The organism is Amycolatopsis sp. cmx-4-61 (assembly GCF_046548775.1).
Classification (GTDB): domain Bacteria; phylum Actinomycetota; class Actinomycetes; order Mycobacteriales; family Pseudonocardiaceae; genus Amycolatopsis.
The window spans coordinates 984,743-1,000,941 of sequence record NZ_JAEBEI010000001.1 but is presented as its reverse complement, the minus strand read 5'-3'; the positions used below and the strand labels follow the sequence as shown (position 1 = coordinate 1,000,941).

At 71.4% G+C, this 16,199-nt stretch carries 16 protein-coding genes, 1 tRNA gene and 1 pseudogene; 6 read left to right on the top strand and 12 right to left on the bottom strand.

Going from position 1 to position 16,199, the window contains the following annotated elements; genetic code table 11:
• Positions 1-122: 122 nt before the first annotated feature.
• Positions 123-1,061 (top strand): CapA family protein, encoded by a 939-nt coding sequence (locus ACLJOU_RS04925; RefSeq protein WP_410563531.1) that lies wholly within the window; start codon positions 123-125, stop codon positions 1,059-1,061.
• A gap of 291 nt (positions 1,062-1,352) precedes the next feature.
• Here ACLJOU_RS04925 and ACLJOU_RS04920 read toward each other — a convergent pair whose 3' ends face one another.
• Entirely contained in the window at positions 1,353-1,799 is a 447-nt protein-coding gene (locus tag ACLJOU_RS04920) for a limonene-1,2-epoxide hydrolase family protein (protein ID WP_410563529.1), read from the bottom strand.
• 16 nt (positions 1,800-1,815) lie between these two features.
• A pseudogene (locus tag ACLJOU_RS04915) lies at positions 1,816-2,735 on the bottom strand (TauD/TfdA dioxygenase family protein).
• Between the two features lie 309 nt (positions 2,736-3,044).
• Here ACLJOU_RS04915 and ACLJOU_RS04910 point away from each other — a divergent pair.
• Both ACLJOU_RS04910 and ACLJOU_RS04905 read left to right on the top strand, forming a co-directional pair.
• Positions 3,045-3,419, top strand: coding sequence for a hypothetical protein (locus ACLJOU_RS04910; protein WP_410563526.1), 375 nt, complete (start codon positions 3,045-3,047; stop codon positions 3,417-3,419).
• Positions 3,416-3,988: a hypothetical protein gene (locus tag ACLJOU_RS04905; RefSeq protein WP_410563523.1), complete on the top strand. Its 573-nt coding sequence runs from the start codon at positions 3,416-3,418 to the stop codon at positions 3,986-3,988. Before ACLJOU_RS04910 ends, ACLJOU_RS04905 begins: the two co-directional genes overlap by 4 nt.
• On the opposite strand, the gene ACLJOU_RS04900 is transcribed toward ACLJOU_RS04905, so the two are convergent.
• The 4 genes from ACLJOU_RS04900 to ACLJOU_RS04885 form a co-directional block, all read right to left on the bottom strand.
• Positions 3,981-4,763, bottom strand: coding sequence for an NAD(P)H-binding protein (locus ACLJOU_RS04900; protein ID WP_410563521.1), 783 nt, complete (start codon positions 4,761-4,763; stop codon positions 3,981-3,983). The genes ACLJOU_RS04905 and ACLJOU_RS04900 overlap by 8 nt on opposite strands.
• A gap of 125 nt (positions 4,764-4,888) precedes the next feature.
• Positions 4,889-4,976: transfer RNA gene (locus ACLJOU_RS04895), tRNA-Ser, on the bottom strand.
• A 66-nt stretch (positions 4,977-5,042) separates the two neighbouring features.
• Positions 5,043-5,471 (bottom strand): nucleoside deaminase, encoded by a 429-nt coding sequence (locus ACLJOU_RS04890; protein WP_410563519.1) that lies wholly within the window; start codon positions 5,469-5,471, stop codon positions 5,043-5,045.
• A 23-nt stretch (positions 5,472-5,494) separates the two neighbouring features.
• Positions 5,495-5,977, bottom strand: a complete 483-nt coding sequence (locus ACLJOU_RS04885) for a tRNA adenosine deaminase-associated protein (protein WP_410563516.1) — start codon at positions 5,975-5,977, stop codon at positions 5,495-5,497.
• Positions 5,978-6,054: 77 nt separating this feature from the next.
• Between ACLJOU_RS04885 and ACLJOU_RS04880 the strand changes: the two genes are divergently transcribed.
• Entirely contained in the window at positions 6,055-7,320 is a 1,266-nt protein-coding gene (locus tag ACLJOU_RS04880; protein WP_410563513.1) for a M20 metallopeptidase family protein, read from the top strand.
• Here the strand turns inward: ACLJOU_RS04880 and ACLJOU_RS04875 are convergent.
• Entirely contained in the window at positions 7,281-9,230 is a 1,950-nt protein-coding gene (locus ACLJOU_RS04875; RefSeq protein ID WP_410563511.1) for a phosphocholine-specific phospholipase C, read from the bottom strand. The genes ACLJOU_RS04880 and ACLJOU_RS04875 overlap by 40 nt on opposite strands.
• 87 nt (positions 9,231-9,317) lie before the next feature.
• On the opposite strand from ACLJOU_RS04875, the gene ACLJOU_RS04870 reads away from it, so the two are divergent.
• Positions 9,318-9,785, top strand: coding sequence for a heme-degrading domain-containing protein (locus ACLJOU_RS04870; RefSeq protein ID WP_410563508.1), 468 nt, complete (start codon positions 9,318-9,320; stop codon positions 9,783-9,785).
• A 124-nt stretch (positions 9,786-9,909) separates the two neighbouring features.
• Positions 9,910-11,121, top strand: a complete 1,212-nt coding sequence (gene thrS / locus ACLJOU_RS04865; protein ID WP_410563506.1) for a threonine--tRNA ligase — start codon at positions 9,910-9,912, stop codon at positions 11,119-11,121.
• Here the strand turns inward: thrS and ACLJOU_RS04860 are convergent.
• From ACLJOU_RS04860 to ACLJOU_RS04840, 5 genes are all read right to left on the bottom strand, one after another.
• Positions 11,108-11,950, bottom strand: a complete 843-nt coding sequence (locus ACLJOU_RS04860; protein ID WP_410563503.1) for a MerR family transcriptional regulator — start codon at positions 11,948-11,950, stop codon at positions 11,108-11,110. The genes thrS and ACLJOU_RS04860 overlap by 14 nt on opposite strands.
• A gap of 112 nt (positions 11,951-12,062) precedes the next feature.
• The gene (locus tag ACLJOU_RS04855; RefSeq protein WP_410563501.1) at positions 12,063-12,890 is read right to left on the bottom strand and encodes an ABC transporter permease; all 828 of its coding nucleotides are present in this window, start codon (positions 12,888-12,890) and stop codon (positions 12,063-12,065) included.
• Complete coding sequence (locus ACLJOU_RS04850; RefSeq protein WP_410563498.1) at positions 12,887-13,780, bottom strand: ABC transporter permease; 894 nt, start codon at positions 13,778-13,780, stop codon at positions 12,887-12,889. Before ACLJOU_RS04850 ends, ACLJOU_RS04855 begins: the two co-directional genes overlap by 4 nt.
• Positions 13,781-13,889: 109 nt before the next feature.
• On the bottom strand, positions 13,890-14,933 hold the full coding sequence (locus tag ACLJOU_RS04845) for an ABC transporter ATP-binding protein (protein WP_410563495.1): 1,044 nt from the start codon (positions 14,931-14,933) through the stop codon (positions 13,890-13,892).
• Positions 14,930-16,156: an extracellular solute-binding protein gene (locus tag ACLJOU_RS04840; RefSeq protein ID WP_410563493.1), complete on the bottom strand. Its 1,227-nt coding sequence runs from the start codon at positions 16,154-16,156 to the stop codon at positions 14,930-14,932. Before ACLJOU_RS04840 ends, ACLJOU_RS04845 begins: the two co-directional genes overlap by 4 nt.
• Positions 16,157-16,199 lie beyond the last annotated feature (43 nt).

The window sequence follows — 16,199 nt, the reverse complement described above, 5'->3', positions numbered from 1 at the left end:
AGTCCCCTTTGTGCTTGAACAGTCGTGGCATAGTCCCCCGAACAAGTGAGGAGGAGGAAGACAAAGGTGCAACGATTCGTAACAACTACTTTCGTCGTCACTCACTCGGCAGAGCAGGTTTCGTGATCACGCTTGTCCTCGGCGGAGACGTCACGGTGCACGCCCGCACCCTCCCCCCGGCGGCCTTCGGCCGGCTGACCCCGCTGCTCGAAGGCGCCGATGTCCGCTTCGCGAACCTCGAAGGCCCCATCGACGCGGCGGCGGCCGAAGCGCTGAAGTCGACCGGCATCGATGTCGTCGCGGTCGCCAACGACGCGCCCCAGGCCCCGGCCGCCGCGATGGCGACCCTCGGCGTCCTCGACCACGTCGGGATCGCGCACTGCGGCGCGGGGGCCAACCTCGACGCCGCGCACGCACCCGCGGTCCTCGAGCGGTCCGGCGAAACCGTCGCTTTCCTCGCGTACACCTCGCTCCGCTCGCCTGGCCAAGCCGCGCAGCCGGACGCTCCGGGCGTCGCGCAAGCGTTTGCGACCACGGCTTATCAGCCCGACCCCCGCGTCGCGGAGATCCCGGGCCGCCCGCCGCTCGTCCGGACGGCGCCGGTCCCCGAGCACCTCGACCGGCTCGTCGCCGACGTCCGGCGGGCGAAGAGCGCCCACGACCACGTCGTCGTCTCGATGCACTGGGGCCTGCCGGGGCCCGAGCTCACCGAGTACCAGATCACCTACGGCCGCGCGGCGATCGACGCCGGCGCCGATCTCGTCGCCGGGCACGGGCCGCAGACCATCCAGGCCGTCGAGGTGTACCGCGGCCGTCCGATCCTCCACAGCCTCGGCAACCTCGTCTCCGACCGGCCGGACGGGCTGCTGGCCGGGTGCATGCTGGGCGACGAACCACGGATCGAGCTCATCCCGGTGCGACGGAACGCGGACGGCGAGTGCGAGCCCCTCGCCGGAGCCGAGGCGGACCAGGTGCTGCGCTACGTCGCGGAGGTCTCGGCCGCGCGGTCGGCGAAGGTGACCGTCCAGAGCGGAATCGCATCGATAGCCGTTGGCGCGTAACGGATCGCGCCCGTTCTGTGACAGCCGGACACGGCCTTGTCACCCATCCGGCGCATCTGCCTTAAATGAAGGTCAAGGGCCGGAACAACCGGCGTGAAGCGGCGGTACGGTCTGCGTGAGCCGCCGGAAAAGTGGCACAGACCACTCCCCGACAGCTCGCTGTCGGCACGACACGGGGGGAGGGAGAACGATCATGTGGGGGCTGATTGTTCTCAGCTGCGTGTTCGTGCTGGTGCTGGGGATAGCCGCGGTCGTGGACCTTCGGGACCACGACCGCGGCGAGCACCGCGTCTAGCGCACCGCCTGCCGCCCCTTGTAGCGGCCGAGCAGCGTGCGCGCGCCGGCCAGCGCGACCCGCCCGGCACCCTTCGCGCTCGCGGCCAGCACCGTCGTCCAGTCGAAGTAGTCGCGCCAGAGCACGATCCGGCCCGCCTCGACCTCGAACGTGCCGCACACCCAGAACTCCGCTTCCCACGCGCCGCGGCGCAGGACGTCGGTGCGTTCGGTGAGCACGACGTTGCCGTCCGCGGCGATGTGGTGCGTGCGCGCCTCGAACCCGGAGCCGTACTTGGCCATGACGCGCAGCTGCTTCTCGACCGCCGCGACGCCGCGGGCGGGCGGCAACGGCACGTTCTGGTACACGATGTCGCTCGCCACGAACGTCAGCGCGCGGTCGACGTCGAGGGCTTCGAGGGCGTTGAGGAAACCGGTCACCACCGCTTTGGGTTCATCGGTCATGACCCCAGGTTAAGGCTCAGAACGGCCGATCGCCCGCGATGGCGACGCGCTCGGCGATCCGGACGTGCGGGTGGTAGTCGTTGACCGCGTAGTGCTGGGTCGCGCGGTTGTCCCAGAACGCGACCGAGTCCGGCCGCCAGCTGAACCGGACCTGGAATTCGGGCGTGTGAGCCTGGAGGAACAGGTACCGCAGCAGCCGGTCGCTCTCGGCGCGGTCCAGGCCGACGATGTGCGTGGTGAACGCCTGGTTGACGAACAGGGTGCGCCGCCCGGTCTCCGGGTGCGTCCGGACGACCGGGTGCTCGACCGGCGGGAAGCGGTCCTGCCAGCGCGCCAGCAGCGCGGGATCGGAGAACCGGTCGAAGCCGGGGAGGTAGTCGTGCACCGCGGTGAGCCCGTCGATGCGGGCGCGGACGGCTTCGGGCAGGTTGTCGTAGGCGGCGGCCATGTCGGCCCACATCGTGTCGCCGCCGACGGGCGGGACCTCGATCAGCCGCAGCACCGAACCGAGGGCCGGGTCGGGCCGCCAGGTGACGTCGGTGTGCCAGATGTTCTCGTAACCGGGCATGGCCGCGGTGCGTTCGAAGCGCGTGACGGCGTCGTCGTCGCCCTTCGGGATGAACGGGTTCGTCTCCAGCTCGCCCCAGTTCGCGGCGAAGGCCCGCTGCTGCGCCGAGGTGATCCGCTGGTCGCGGAAGAAGAGCACCTTCCACTCCAGCAGGGCGTGGTTCAGCTCTTCGCGCAGGTCAGCGGACACCGGCGCGCCCAGGTCGACGCCGTCGACCTCGGCGCCGATCACCCGGCCCAGCGGGCGGAGGGTGAACAGCGCGTACGGCCTCCGCTGCGGTCACGGAGGATCCGGGGGCCTTCGACGATGCCATCCGCGGGCGTCACAGCTCCGCGCAGCTGAATCCGGGCAGGAAGATCTACGGACATGGTTGTGCTCCAAGGGTTTTCGGGGAATCGGGACGCCGGGTTCGCGTCAGGCGGGCGGCGAACCCAGGCGGCCGCGGCGCAGCAGGAGCTCCACGACGCCCTCCCCGATCGACCGCACGGAGGCCCGGATCGGCGTGCTTTCCGAGGTGGCGGGCATGTGTCCATGGTCGCTTTCTTCCCGAGGCGCGGTCAAGCCGTCCACTTGGTGGAACGCCGGCAACGCCGCAGGTCACCGCGATGCGGGCGGCTCGGGAGCATGAGGCAAGATCTTCCCCGATCGGGTGAGCGCCCTTGACGACGGAGGTCCCCATGCCGGAAGGCAGAGGCTCGCGGATCGACAGTGACAACCCGGAGCTTCGCCCCGGGGCCGGGGGTTTCGCCGCCCGGAACGCCGCGAAGAGTTCCGAGCGGCTGCGGACGGCGGCCGACCAGCTGGACCAGGCGGCCGCCGCCGACGACAAAGCGGCGGGCAGGTTCGCGGAGGCCCGCGTCGATTCGACGCCGTTCGGCATCTCGCCGCAGGCGCGCGAACTCGCGGCGCGCTGGGCGGCGACGCTGGCGGCGCGCGAGGCGGACGCGCGCGTCCTCGGCGACGCGACGTCCGACCTGGCGGGACGGCTGCGCATGGTGGCGGTGAGCACCCGGAGCACCGGTTTCCGGGGGCGGTTAGCGGTGGCGCCGTGACCGCCGAGGTCTTCGAACACCCGGCACTGTCGTCGGCCGCGGCGCAGCTGTCCGCGTTGCGCGCGGCGGCCGGCCGGCTCGGCGTCCCCGACCCGGTGGCGGCGCTGCGGCACCTCGACTGCTCCCCGGCGTCGATCCGCACGTCCGCCTCGGCGGTCGACGCCGGAGCGCTCGGGGTGACCTCGGCGCAGACGGAGTTCCGCGCCGGCGTCGAACGCGCCGAGAACGGTGGCAGTGCCGAAAGTTTCGGGACCTGGGCGGACACAGTGGACAGTCAGTACGCCGCGGCGGCCCGCGCGGCCGCGGCGACGGCGGCGCTGGGTGCCCGCATCGCCGACCGGCTGGACGAGCTGGCGGAGGCCGCGGCCGCCGAGGTCTGCGCCCTCGCTGCCGCCGCGGCGGACCCGGTGTCGGCGGTGCTGGCGGGCGACCGCTCGGCCGAGGTGGTGAGCGAGGTCGGCGCCGCCTGCACGGCGGTGGTCCGGGCCGTGTCCGCGAAGATCGCCTCCTTGTCATCGCTGCTGGCCGAGGTGGAGCCGTTGACGACCCCGGCGGTCGAGCTCAGCTGAAGTGCTCGCGGGCCCACTCCGCGAAGGGCCGCGCGGGATGCCCGGTGACCCGGGCGACGTCCGGTGACACGGGTTCCGGATGCTCGACCAGCGACGCCCAGTAGTCCACCGCACCGGCCGCGAATTCCGCACCGAGATAGGCACTCATCTGCGCTTTCGCCTCTTCCGGCGGCTGCCCCTCCCACCTGACCGGCCGGCCGAGCGCGTCCCCGATGAGCCGCGCCTGTTCCGCCTGGGCCACGGATTCCGGGCCGGTGACGAGGTAGCTCTGTCCTTTGTGGTCTTCGGTGAGCGCCTTGACCGCCACGTCGGCGACGTCACGCTCGTGGACGACAGAGCGTTTCGCCTGGCCGTGGGGTGCCCGGACGACGCCGGTCCGGGCTTGCTCCGCCCAGGCGAGGGCGTTGGTGGCGAGGCCGGTGACGCGGAGGAAGGTCCAGTCGCCGGTGACCCGGCGAACGGCGGCTTCGACGCCGCCCCAGACACCCCCGTGCTCGGCGGACATGGCGGAGAGGTAGACGATTTTCCTGCCCGCAAGGGGTTTCAGGGCCTTCTCGACACCGTCGGCGGTGGCGAAGGGCCAGAGGAGGTACGCGGCCTCGACCCCCTCGGCGGCTTCGGCGGTATCGGTGATGTCGCCCTGGACGACGTCGACGCCGTCCGGGGCTTTGGCCTTGTCCCGCACGAGAACTCTCGTGTGGACGCCCGCGGCCCGCAGGCCGGCGACGACGTGACGTCCGGTGTGGCCGGTGGCCCCGGTGACGAGAACGGTCATGGTGCGCTCCTGGTGATCAGCTTGTGCCGACCACGCTCACACTTGAAGGGCCCTTCAAGTCAAGCGAACCACCCCCGAACGCCACGGACCCCCGGCCAGCTGAGCTGACCGGGGGTCCGGATGAGCGGTGGCGGTGGGATTTGAACCCACGGACGGGGATTAGCCGTCACACGATTTCGAGTCGTGCTCCTTCGGCCGCTCGGACACGCCACCGCCGAGAACAATACCGGAACCCTCCGGCGCCCCGAACCAGGGGTGGCTCTCGCCGCTTCGAGCAGGTCAGCGGCGCGTCGCGAAGTACGTTTCCAGGACCGCCGCGCAGTCGTCCACCAAGACGCCGCCGTGGACCTCCGGGCGGTGGTTGAGCCGCCGGTCGCGGACGACGTCCCACAGCGAGCCCACCGCGCCCGTCTTCGGCTCCCACGCCCCGAACACCAGCCGCGCGATGCGGGCCAGCACCAGCGCGCCCGCGCACATCGTGCACGGCTCCAGCGTCACCGCCAGCGTGCAGCCCTCGAGCCGCCAGCCGTCGCCCACCACGCGGGCCGCCGCGCGCAGGGCCAGGATCTCCGCGTGCGCTGTCGGGTCGCCCAGCTCGGTGCGGGCGTTGCGGGCCGCGGCCAGCGGCACGCCGTCGGGGCCGAACACCACCGCGCCGATCGGCACGTCCGAGCCGGGGGCGCGCGCCGCTTCCAGCGCCGCCTCCACGGCCTCGGTGTCGGACGGGCGTCTCAGAGCTCGTCCAGGAGCTTGGCGAACTCGCTGCCGAACCCGCAGCGCTGCGCGACCATCTGCAGCTGCTCGTCCGGGTACAGGTCGACCTCGCCGACGATGACCTCCAGCTCCGGCCCGGGCAGCCCGAGATCGGCCAGGATCTCCAGGTCGCCCTCGGGCCAGACGGCGTCGTCCTCCTCGTCCGGCGGGTCGACGCGCAGGACGTCGAGGACGTCGGCCGCGATGTCGTAGTCCAGCGCCGCCGCCGCGTCCGAGAGCAGCAGCGACGGCCCCCGCGGGCTCGGCCGGACGATGACGAAGAACTCGTCGTCGACCGCCAGCAGCCCGAAGCTCGCCCCGGTGGAACGTAGTTTGCCCAGTTCAGTGATCGCTGCGTCCAGCTCGGTCAGCGCCCCCGGGTCGAGCGCACTGCACCGCCACCGACCGTCTTCCCGGACCACTGCCACCGCGAAGCCCGTGACCGGCTCATCCACCGCCATGCGCACACCGTATTCCGCCCGTCGTTCCGGCGCACGCACGGTGCGCCCGAACCGCCGCATGGGGCACTATCGGGACCATGACCGGCCCCACTGACCTGCCCACCTTGCCCGGCACGCCGTTCGCCGGGCTCCTCGACGACGCGCGGGCGCTGCAAGGCCGCACGGTCGCCCTCCGGCGGGCCGTGCACCGCCACCCGGAACAGGGCCTCCACCTGCCGCGGACGCAGGCGGCGATCCGGGAGGCGCTCGACGGCCTGCCCCTGGAGATCACCGAAGGCAAGGCCACGACGTCGCTGACGGCGGTCCTGCGCGGCGGACGGCCCGGCCCCGCGGTGCTGCTGCGCGGCGACATGGACGCGCTGCCGCTGACCGAGGAGACCGGCCTCGACTTCGCGTCGGAGGACCCGGAGTCGATGCACGCGTGCGGGCACGACACGCACGTGGCGATGCTGGCTTCGGCGGCGCGGCTGCTCGCCGGGCGCCGGGACCAGCTGGCCGGGTCGGTCGTGTTCATGTTCCAGCCCGGCGAGGAGGGGCACCACGGCGCCCGGTTCATGATCCACGAGGGCGTGCTGGACGCGGCGGGCACGCGGGTCGAGCGCGCGTTCGGCGTGCACATCCTCGCCAACGCGCCCAGCGGGCTGCTGCAGCTGCGGCTCGGCCCGCTGATGGCGTCGGCGGACTCGTTCCACGTGCGCGTCACCGGCAAGGGCGGCCACGGCTCGGCGCCGCAGCACACGATCGACCCGGTGCCGGCGGCCGCGGCCATGGTCGGGGCGCTGCACACGATGATCACGCGGCGGGTCAGCGTGTTCGACCCCGCGGTGCTCTCGGTGACCCGGATCCAGGCCGGCACGACGTCCAACATCATCCCGGAGACCGCCGAGCTCGAAGGCACGATCCGCACGCTGTCGGAGCAGACGCGCGCGCTGGTCCGCGCCGAGCTGCCCAAGGTGTGCGAGCAGGTCGGCGCGGCCTACGGCTGCCGCGTGGTCGCCGACGTCGAACCGGGCTACCCGGTGACGGTGAACGACGACCGGATCGCGGCCGAGGTGCTGCGGCTGGGCGCGGAAGTCCTTGGGCCGGACCACGTCGAGCTGCTCGCCGACCCGCTGATGGGCGCCGAGGACTTTTCCTACGTCCTGCAACGGGTTCCCGGCGCCTACGCGTTCCTCGGCGCGTGCCCGCCCGGCGTCGATCCGGCCGAAGCGGCCGCGAACCACTCCAACCGGGTGCTCTTCGACGAGGACGCGATGCCCCACGGCGTCGCCATGCTCGCGGCCTTCGCGCTCGACGCCCTGCGTCAGGGCCCGGTCCGCGACGGGCGCCCGTCCTCGAGGTGACCGGCGAAGCGGCGGCGCCACCCCGGCGCCTCGAACGTGACGTCGTACCAGCCGTGGCTCGTCGGCACCGGGAAGTCGTGCGCGCCACCCGGTGGGAGCGTGACGTCGTTCAGCGTGACCGGTGACGGCCCGCTGTTGGTCACCTTGACGCTCAGTGCGGGCGTTCCGGCGAACGTGACGACGGCGTCGAGACCCAGGCCGCCGGAGGCCTCGACGACGAATCCGTTCGGGCCGTGGATGGCGACGTCGTAGGCCCCGCCGTGCGCGATTTCGCCGGTCAGCTCGCTCTTCGGGCCGACGTCGAAGCGCTGCGACGTCCCGCCCGCGTGGTAGGCGTAGGCGGCCAGCTGCAGCGCGTGCGTTCCGTGGTTGGCCAGGTGCAGGTGCAAGGTCTGCGGATCGGCCGAGACCCAGGCGACCGGCTGGTACGGCAGCGGACGCGCCTTCGCCGTGCCGGGGTCCTGCACCAGCGCGCCCGGCCCCAGTCCCGGCTTCGGCAGCCGTCGCTGCGTCCGGTCGGCTTCGGTGCGCAACGCGTTCGCGTCGGGCAGCAGCGGGATGGTCGTGTCGGGCGCGCGGAAGTCGAAACAGCTGGTCAGGTCGCCGCAGATGGCCCGGCGCCAGGCCGAGATGTTCGGCTCGCGCACGCCGGTCCAGGTTTCGAGGAACCGCAGTACCGACGTGTGGTCGAAGACCTGCGAGTTCACCCAGCCGCCGCGGCTCCACGGCGAAACGACGGTCATCGGCACGCGCGGCCCCAGCCCGATCGGGACGGGCGACCCGGACGCCCCGCCCTTCTCCGGCCGGTGGCCCGGCAGGTACTCGCCGGGCGTGCCGGGCGGCGGGGTCGGCGGGACGACGTGGTCGAAGAACCCGTCGTTTTCGTCGTAGTTGACGAAGACGACGGTCGACTCCCACAGGCCGGGTTCGTCCCACAGCGCCTTCAGCATGCGCTGGACGTAGGCGGCGCCGTCGACCGGCCGCGCCGCCGGGTGCTCGCAGTAGCCGTACGGCGCCACGACCCACGAGACGGCGGGCAGCGTGCCGGCCGCGCAGTCGGCAAGGAAGCCGGCCAGCACGTGGTCGAGGTCCTTGCCCTTCCCCGAATCGGGCTCGAACTGCTTGCGGAGGTTCGCGCGCTCGGCCAGCCGGCGTTTCACCGGGTCCATCGAGTACAGCGCGTCGTGGAAGTTCTGGAACATCCAGAGCGGGTTGTCGCCGTAGTCGCCGACGAAGTGCTCGGGGACGCCGCGCTCCTCGTCGTTCGCGTAGACCCGCCAGGAGATGCCCGCCGCCTCGAGCCGCTCCGGGTACGTCGTCCAGCGGAACGAGGGCTGGTAGTCCGGCGCGTTGTGCGTCGCGGGGCCGCCGGCGACGCCGTCGGGGTCGATGGTGCCCGTCCAGTGGTAGAGCCGGTTCGGGTGGGTCGGGCCCTGGATGGAGCAGAAGTAGTGGTCGCACAGGGTGAACGCGCTCGCCAGCGCGTGCTGGAACGGGATGTCCTCGCGCGTGAAATACCCCATCGTCATGGGGCTCTTCGCCGCGATCCAGCGGTCGTACCCGCCGTCGTTCCACGCGCGGTGGGTGCTGTTCCAGTCGTGCGGCAGCTCGCCGAGGTCCTGACCGTCCACAACGGACGTGTCGATCCGGAACGGCAGCACCGGACCGCCCCGGTCGCCGCGCTGGCGGAAGACGTCACGCAGGGCCGCGCGGTCGCCGAAGCCGCGGACGCCCGCCATGGTGCCGTAGTAGTGGTCGAACGACCGGTTCTCCTGCATGAGGACGACGACGTGGCGGACGTCGTCGATCGTGCCCTTCCTCGGCACGGGGGCGCAGGCCACCGGCAGCGCGCCGGCGACCGTGGCCGCGGCCGCGCCGCCCAGCACCGTGCGACGACGGATCCGGCCCATGCCCCAACCTCCTCGCCTGTTGTACGGACGTGGTGGACCTCCAGTTCACCACTGGTGATTACACAACAGTGTTGATTTAATGTTTCCATGACCGAAGCCCACCGCCTCGCCCAGCTCGCCGAGCAGGAGGAACGCCTCCAGTTCACGAAGTTCGACAACGAGACCGCTCTCGCCCTCGGCCAGCAACTGCTGACGGCCGCCAGGGAACGCGGGCTCCCGGTCACGATCTCCGTCCGGCGCAACGGCCAGCGGCTCTTCCACGCCGCGTTGCCCGGGACATCGGCCGACAACGACGCTTGGATCGACCGCAAGAGCCGCGTCGTCGACCGCTACGGGCACAGCTCGTTCCTGATCGGGACGCAGTTCCGCGCGAAGGGCGGCTCGTTCGAGGAGCACTCCCGCCTCGACCTGGACCTGTACGCGGCCCACGGTGGCGTCTTCCCGGTGCTGGTGCGCGGGGTCGGGCCGGTCGGCACGGTCGGCGTGTCCGGGTTGCCGCAGGCCGACGACCACGCGTTCGTCGTCGAGCAGCTGGAGCTGTTCCTGAACGCCTGAAAACGGCTGGCGGGCGCTGCTACCGTCGATTCCATGAAGCGCGCTGGACAGACGACGACGCCGGAGAGTGTCCCGGCGCGCTGAACGACGTTTCGAGCCCGGGGCGGGTGCCCCGGGCTTCGTCTTGTGGTCTCCCGCCCCGCCGTCCACCAGGGAGTCCACCATGCACGACCACCGCAAGCTCGGCCGCGAACTCGGCCTGTTCGGCACCGACCCGCTGATCGGCGCCGGCCTGCCCTACTGGCTGCCCGACGGCGCGATCGTCCGCCACAGCCTGGAGGAGTACGTCCGGGGCCTCGAACGGCGGGCCGGGTACCGGCACGTCCACTCGCCGGTGCTGGGCAAACGCGAGCTGTACGAGATTTCCGGGCACTGGTCGCTCTACCGCGACGACATGTACCCGCCGATGGACGTCGGCGGCGAACAGCTCGTGCTTCGGCCGAGCCTGTGCCCGCACCACGCGCTGATCTACCGCTCGAAGGGCCGCAGCTACCGCGAGCTGCCGCTGCGGCTCGCTGAAATGGGCGGGATGTACCGCAGCGAACTGTCCGGCGTGCTCGGCGGCCTGAGCCGGGTGCGGGCGATCCAGCTCAACGACGCGCACGTGTTCTGCACCCTCGAGCAGGTCGAGGCCGAGGCCGCGGACGCGCTGGCGCTGATCCGGCGGGCCTACGACGCGCTCGGCATCCGCCCGGCGCGCTACCGGCTCTCCCTGCCCGGTCCCGGCGGGAAGTACGTGTCCGGGAACTGGGACGCCGCCGTGGCCATCCTGCGGTCGGTCCTCGGCGACCTCCCGTACGACGCTGTCGAGGGCGAAGCGGCGTTCTACGGGCCGAAGATCGACGTCCAGATCGCCGACGGCGCCGGCCGCGAATCCACCCTGTCCACCGTGCAGGTCGACTTCCACCAACCCGCGCAGTTCGGCCTCGAGTACGTCGGGGCCGACGGCGCGAAGCACCGGCCGGTCATGGTGCACCGGAGCATCATCGGCAGCGTCGAGCGCGCGGTCGCCCAGCTGATCGAGGTCCACGGCGGTGCGTTCCCGGCCTGGCTGGCGCCGGTGCAGCTCCGGCTGCTGCCGGTGTCCGCCGCGGAGTTGCCCTACGCGCGGGAACTCCTGGACCGGTGCGGCGGCCTGCGGGCCGAGATCGCCTCGGAAGGCAGCCTCGGCGCGCGAATCCGGGACGGGCGGTTGGCGCCGTACCAAGCCGTCCTCGGGCCGCAGGAAGTGGCCGCGGGCCGGCTTTCCGTGCGGTTGCGCGACGGACGCCGTCTCGACGCCCGACCGGTGGACGACGCGCTGGCATCGATCCGGGAGGCGGTCAAGCTGCCATGACCTCAGCCAGCCAGTCGAAGGCGGGAGCCAGGCTTTCCGGTGCCGCCCAGCCGTTTATCACCCCCAATAACTCCACATAGCGCTCGCGGCGTGGGTCGTTGACGGCGCGGAGCCATTCCCGCAGTTCCGCGGGATCACGCCCCAGACCGTCGACGATCGCCTTCGCCGCCGGCGACTTCGGCACGATGCCGGCCACGACGGCCGGGGTGACGGCGTCCCGCACCTCGGCCGCCAGGTCACGGCGCAAACCGGGTTCGTGACGGTCCGCGAGCCGGCGCAGGTTCGCGCGGAACTCCGTGTCCCGCATCAGGGCGGCCAGCTCGATCCACGCCTCGGCCTGCTCGGGGCTGGGGTCGTCGGGCAGGTGCGGGGTCAACGTGCACGCGATCCCGGCCAGCTCGGGACGATCGCCCAGTGCGTCGGCGAGGAAGTCGCCGACCAGGCACTGCCGTTCCACTTCGGACAGCAGGGCCCGCTGGTGCACGAGGCTCGCCTCCTCGGGGCGCGGGCTTCGGTTCGCCACTGCGTTCAGCACCGCACTGCGCCGGCGCAGCACGCCGATCTGCACCTCCACCGCGGCCGCGTGCTCCGCCGCCACCTCCGCGACGGTGGTCTCGCCGTCGATCACCCGCCGGATCGTGGCGAGGTCGATGCCGAGGTCGCGGAGGACGCGGATGACGTCGAGCCGGGCGAGCGCGGCGTCGTCGTAACGGCGCTGGCCCGCGGTGTTGCGCCCGGACGGCGGCACGAGGCCGCGATCCGAGTAGAACCGGACGGCCTTGACCGTCAGCCCGGTCCGGTGGGCGAGTTCGCCGATCGAATACCGCATGCCGCCAGCTTGGCAGCTCCCCTCGGGGGAGGCGCAAGACCAGCGGATTCGCTCGATCGTGTCGATCATATGTTCGACTTCTCGCGGTAAAGTCGACCTGTGAGCGAGCCGGTCAGGTTTCCTCGCGGATCCGGGTCACCAGCTGGGTCGGGTTCACGAACCGCAACGCGACGAGAAGGAGCACGAGCATGGAGGCGGTGTAGATGGTCGCCATGGCGTCGACGGACTGGTTGGCGCGGATGCCGGCGGCGAACACGGAGTTGTAGAGCGCCACCACGAGGGTGGTCGAGTCCGGGCCGGCGGTGAGGAACGTCAGCTCGAACATGCCCACCGTGCGCACCAGCACGAGGATCGACGCGGCCAGGATGCCCGGCAGCAGCAGCGGGCCGAGGATGCGGGTGAACACCGAGGCGGTCCGCGCGCCGGACATGCGGGCCGCGGCCTCGATCTTCGGGTCGATCTGCTCGATGAACGGCGTCATCGTCAGCACGACGAACGGCACCGACGGCACGAGGTTGGCCAGGATGACACCGGTGGTCGTGCCGGCCAGGTGGAACTTGTAGAGGACGGTGGCGAGCGGGATGCCGTAGGTGATGGGAGGGATCAGGATCGGCAGCACGAACAGGAGCATCACCAGGCGTTTGCCGGGAAACGAGCGGCGGGCGAGTGCGTAGGCGGCCGGGACGCCGACCGCCACCGAGACGGCGATCACGACCAGCGCGACGACCGCCGTCGTCAGGAGGACGTCCGAGAGGCCGAACTCGCGCCAGGCGTCGGCGTACCAGTGGGTGGTGAAGCCGTCCGGGAGCCAGGTGCCGAACCACTGGGTGCCGAACGAGTCGACGACCACCGAGAGCACCACGCCCGCGAGGTTGACGAAGAAGAACCCGACGACGGCCCAGACGACCCAACGTCCGGGACGCGCGACCCAACCGGTCATCCCTTGCCTCCGGTCGCTCCGCGGTACAGGGTGCCCCGCCACGCCATGACCAGGCCGATCACGATGAGCATGACCACCGCCATGAGCATCGCGACGGCCGAGCCCATCGAGTAGTCGTACTCCTCGAACGCGGCGTGGTAGGCGGCGATCGAGATGACGCGGGTCTCGTTCGCCGGGTCGCCGACGAGCTGCGCGCTCGGGAAGACCGAGAACGCCATGACGAAGGAGAGGCAGAAGGTGATCGCCAGGCCGGGCGCCAGCAGGGGCAGGGTGATCCGCCGGAAGCGCTGGACGCCGTTGGCGCCGAGCGTCGCGGCCGCCTTCTCCAGGGAGGGGTCGATGCCCGAAAGGTAGGACAACGTCAGCAGGAAGGAGAACGGGAAGCCGGTGATCACCAGGGAGAGCAGCACGCCGGTGTAGTTGTGGATCAGCGGGAGCGGCTGGTCGGTGCCGCCGAGGACGGTGAGCACCTTGTTCAGCCAGCCCGCCGGCCCGCCGTACATGATCAGGCCCTGCGCGGTGAGCACCGTGCCGAGCGTGATCGGCACGACGAGGATCGTCGTCAGGAGGCGCTTGCCGCGCACGAGGCCGCGCATCACGTAGGCGATCGGGATGCTGGCGAGCACGTTGATGAGGGTGGCGGGCAGGGCGATGTCAAGCGTCGTCCAGATGGTGTCACGCAGGTAGGGGTCGGCGAAGAACCGCGCGTAGTTGGCGAAGACGCCGCCCTTGCGGGGCGCGAGGGACAGTTGGAGGCCGTAGAGGAAGGGGTACAGGAACAGGCAGGCGGTGACCAGGAGGCCGGGCACCAGGAGCAGCAGGGTGCGGTCGATGCCGCGTTCGGCAAGACGGTGCCGCAGGGCGGGGCGAGCGCTCGCGACGGCGGTCATGACGCCACCTCTCCACCGCGGACCCCGGCCCCCGACGCGGCCCGGACCACGGCGGCCACTTCGGCCACTTCGGCCACTTCGGCGCGAGCGACGTCGACCATCGGCGGGGTCATGGCGCGAACACCAGGACCCGCTCGGCCGGGACACCGATCTTCACCGTGTCTCCCGGGGCAAGGCGCTTGTCCGTCCGGAAGTACACCGGCAGGCCGGTCGCCAGCCGGGCGGAGATCGACAGCTCGCGGCCGTGGTACTCGACGATCTCGACCGTCACGTCGAGGGCGTTCTCGATGCCGTCGCCGACCACGAAGTCCTCTGGGCGGATCGCCACCTTCGCCGGGCCCTCCGTAAGCGAACCGCGGCCGGTGAGGCGGACTCCCGCGGCTTCCACGGTGACCGACGAGGCCGCCGCGGAGGTCACCGTCACGTCGAGGAGGTTGCGGTAGCCCATGAAGGAGGCCACATAACTGTTCACCGGCTGGGCGTACACCTCCTCCGGCGTGCCGATCTGCTGGACGGTGCCCTCGCGCAGCACCACCAGGCGGTCCGCGAGCGACAACGCCTCCTCCTGGTCGTGCGTCACGTACACCGTCGTCAGGCCGAGCGTCTGGTGGAGGCGGCGGATCTCCATCCGCATCTCGAGCCGGAGCTTGGCGTCCAAGTTGGACAACGGCTCGTCCATCAGCACCACCGGCGGCTCCAGCACGACCGCGCGGGCGATGGCGACGCGCTGCTGCTGCCCGCCGGAGAGTTGCGCGGGGAACTTCGCCGCGTGCTCGGTGAGCTGGACCAGCCGGAGCGCTTCGTCGACGCGCCGGCGGGCCTCGGCGCGGGCCACCTTGCGCATCTTGAGGCCGAAGCCGACGTTGGCGCGGACGGACATGTGCGGGAACAGCGCGTAGTTCTGGAACACCATCCCGAACCCGCGCTGCTCCGGCGGCCGGCCGTCGATGCGGGTGTCGTCGAGCCGGATGCTGCCCGCCGTCAGGGGGAGCAGGCCGGCCAGGCAGTTCAACGCCGTCGACTTGCCGCAGCCGGACGGGCCGAGCAGGGCCACGAACTCGCCGCGGGCGATGGCGAGGTCGAGGTCGCGCAGGGCGTTCGCCGTGCCGAAGCTGCGGGAGACGCCCTCCAGCCGCAGCTGCTCGAACGTCACTTCTTGCCGACCTTCGCGCCGCCGACCAGCTGGTTCCACTTGTCGAACGCCTTGACCTGCTGCTCGGCGGGCAGCGAGGTCTCCTTGGGGTACTGCGCGATCCACTGGTCGTACTCCGGGCGCCCGAACTGCCGGAGGGTGTCCTGGCTCTTCTGCGGCGCCATCCGCAGGGTGACGTCCTTGACCGCCGGGCCGGGGTAGAAGTACCCGTCGTCGTAGGCGATCGCCTGCTGGTCCGGCTTGAGCATCCACGCGACCAGCTGCAGGATCGCCGACTCCTGGTCGGGCGAAAGCCCCTTGGGGATCAGGGCGTACTGGGCGTCGGTGACCCAGTGCATCGGCTGCATGATCGCCGTCTTGACCGTGTTCGGCACGGTGCCGAGCTTGCGGGGGTTGATGTCCCAGCCCGTGGTCGACATGACCATGTCCACCGACCCGGACGCGAGGTTCTTCATCGTCTCCGTGGTGCCCGACGGGTAGTACTTCACGTACTTGCCGAGCTCCTGCAGGAACGCCCAGGTCTTGTCCCAGCCCTTGTCCGGGTCCTTCGGGTCCTTGTCGCCGAGCAGGTACGGCAGGCCCATCAGGAACGTGCGGCCCGGGCCGGAGTTCGACGGCTGGGCGTACTGGAACTTGTCCGGGTGCGCCTTCGCCCAGTCGAGCAGCTCCTGCGGGGACGCCGGGGCGGCGGTCACCGCGGCGGGGTTGAACTCCAGCAGCGGGCCCGACGGGTAGTAGACGACCTCGATGCCGTAGCCGTTGGCCAGCTCCTGCATCTTCGCCGCGGGCTCGAGGTAGTTCTGCATCAGGTTCGGGAACCGGCTCGAGAAGTCCGGCAGCACCTTGGCGAGGGTGCCGTTCGCGATGCCGGCGGAGAGGCCGTCGGTCCCGCTGAGGACCAGGTGGGTCTGGGCGACGCCGCCGTCCTGCTCGGCCTTCAGCTTGCCCGCCATGCTCGGCGCGGGCGCGGTCGAATACGTGACCTTCGCCAGCACGTCCGGGTGGGCGGCCTTGAAGTTCTCGATCATCTGCTTGGTGAGCTGCAGGTTGCCGGCGACGTCGAGGATGTTGAGCTCGACCGGTTTGCCCGGCTTCTCGGGCACGGCCCGGGGATCCGCCGCCTGACCGCCGTCGCCGCCGGGTGCGCCGCAGGCCGCCAGACCGGTGGCGAGGGCCGCCGCCAGCAACAGTCGTCGGAATCGGAAGCCGGTGCAACGCTGCATGGCTGCTCCCTCGGTCCGTGATAATGTTGTATGTCGCATCGTA

Coding starts and splice junctions, on each gene's coding strand:
- ACLJOU_RS04920 (WP_410563529.1), bottom strand. CDS start 1,799: ATGACCGATGAACCCAAAGCGGTGGTGACCGGTTTCCTCAACGCCCTC.
- ACLJOU_RS04910 (WP_410563526.1), top strand. CDS start 3,045: ATGCCGGAAGGCAGAGGCTCGCGGATCGACAGTGACAACCCGGAGCTT.
- ACLJOU_RS04900 (WP_410563521.1), bottom strand. CDS start 4,763: ATGACCGTTCTCGTCACCGGGGCCACCGGCCACACCGGACGTCACGTC.
- ACLJOU_RS04885 (WP_410563516.1), bottom strand. CDS start 5,977: ATGGCGGTGGATGAGCCGGTCACGGGCTTCGCGGTGGCAGTGGTCCGG.
- ACLJOU_RS04880 (WP_410563513.1), top strand. CDS start 6,055: ATGACCGGCCCCACTGACCTGCCCACCTTGCCCGGCACGCCGTTCGCC.
- ACLJOU_RS04875 (WP_410563511.1), bottom strand. CDS start 9,230: ATGGGCCGGATCCGTCGTCGCACGGTGCTGGGCGGCGCGGCCGCGGCC.
- ACLJOU_RS04870 (WP_410563508.1), top strand. CDS start 9,318: ATGACCGAAGCCCACCGCCTCGCCCAGCTCGCCGAGCAGGAGGAACGC.
- ACLJOU_RS04860 (WP_410563503.1), bottom strand. CDS start 11,950: ATGCGGTATTCGATCGGCGAACTCGCCCACCGGACCGGGCTGACGGTC.
- ACLJOU_RS04855 (WP_410563501.1), bottom strand. CDS start 12,890: ATGACCGGTTGGGTCGCGCGTCCCGGACGTTGGGTCGTCTGGGCCGTC.
- ACLJOU_RS04850 (WP_410563498.1), bottom strand. CDS start 13,780: ATGACCGCCGTCGCGAGCGCTCGCCCCGCCCTGCGGCACCGTCTTGCC.
- ACLJOU_RS04840 (WP_410563493.1), bottom strand. CDS start 16,156: ATGCAGCGTTGCACCGGCTTCCGATTCCGACGACTGTTGCTGGCGGCG.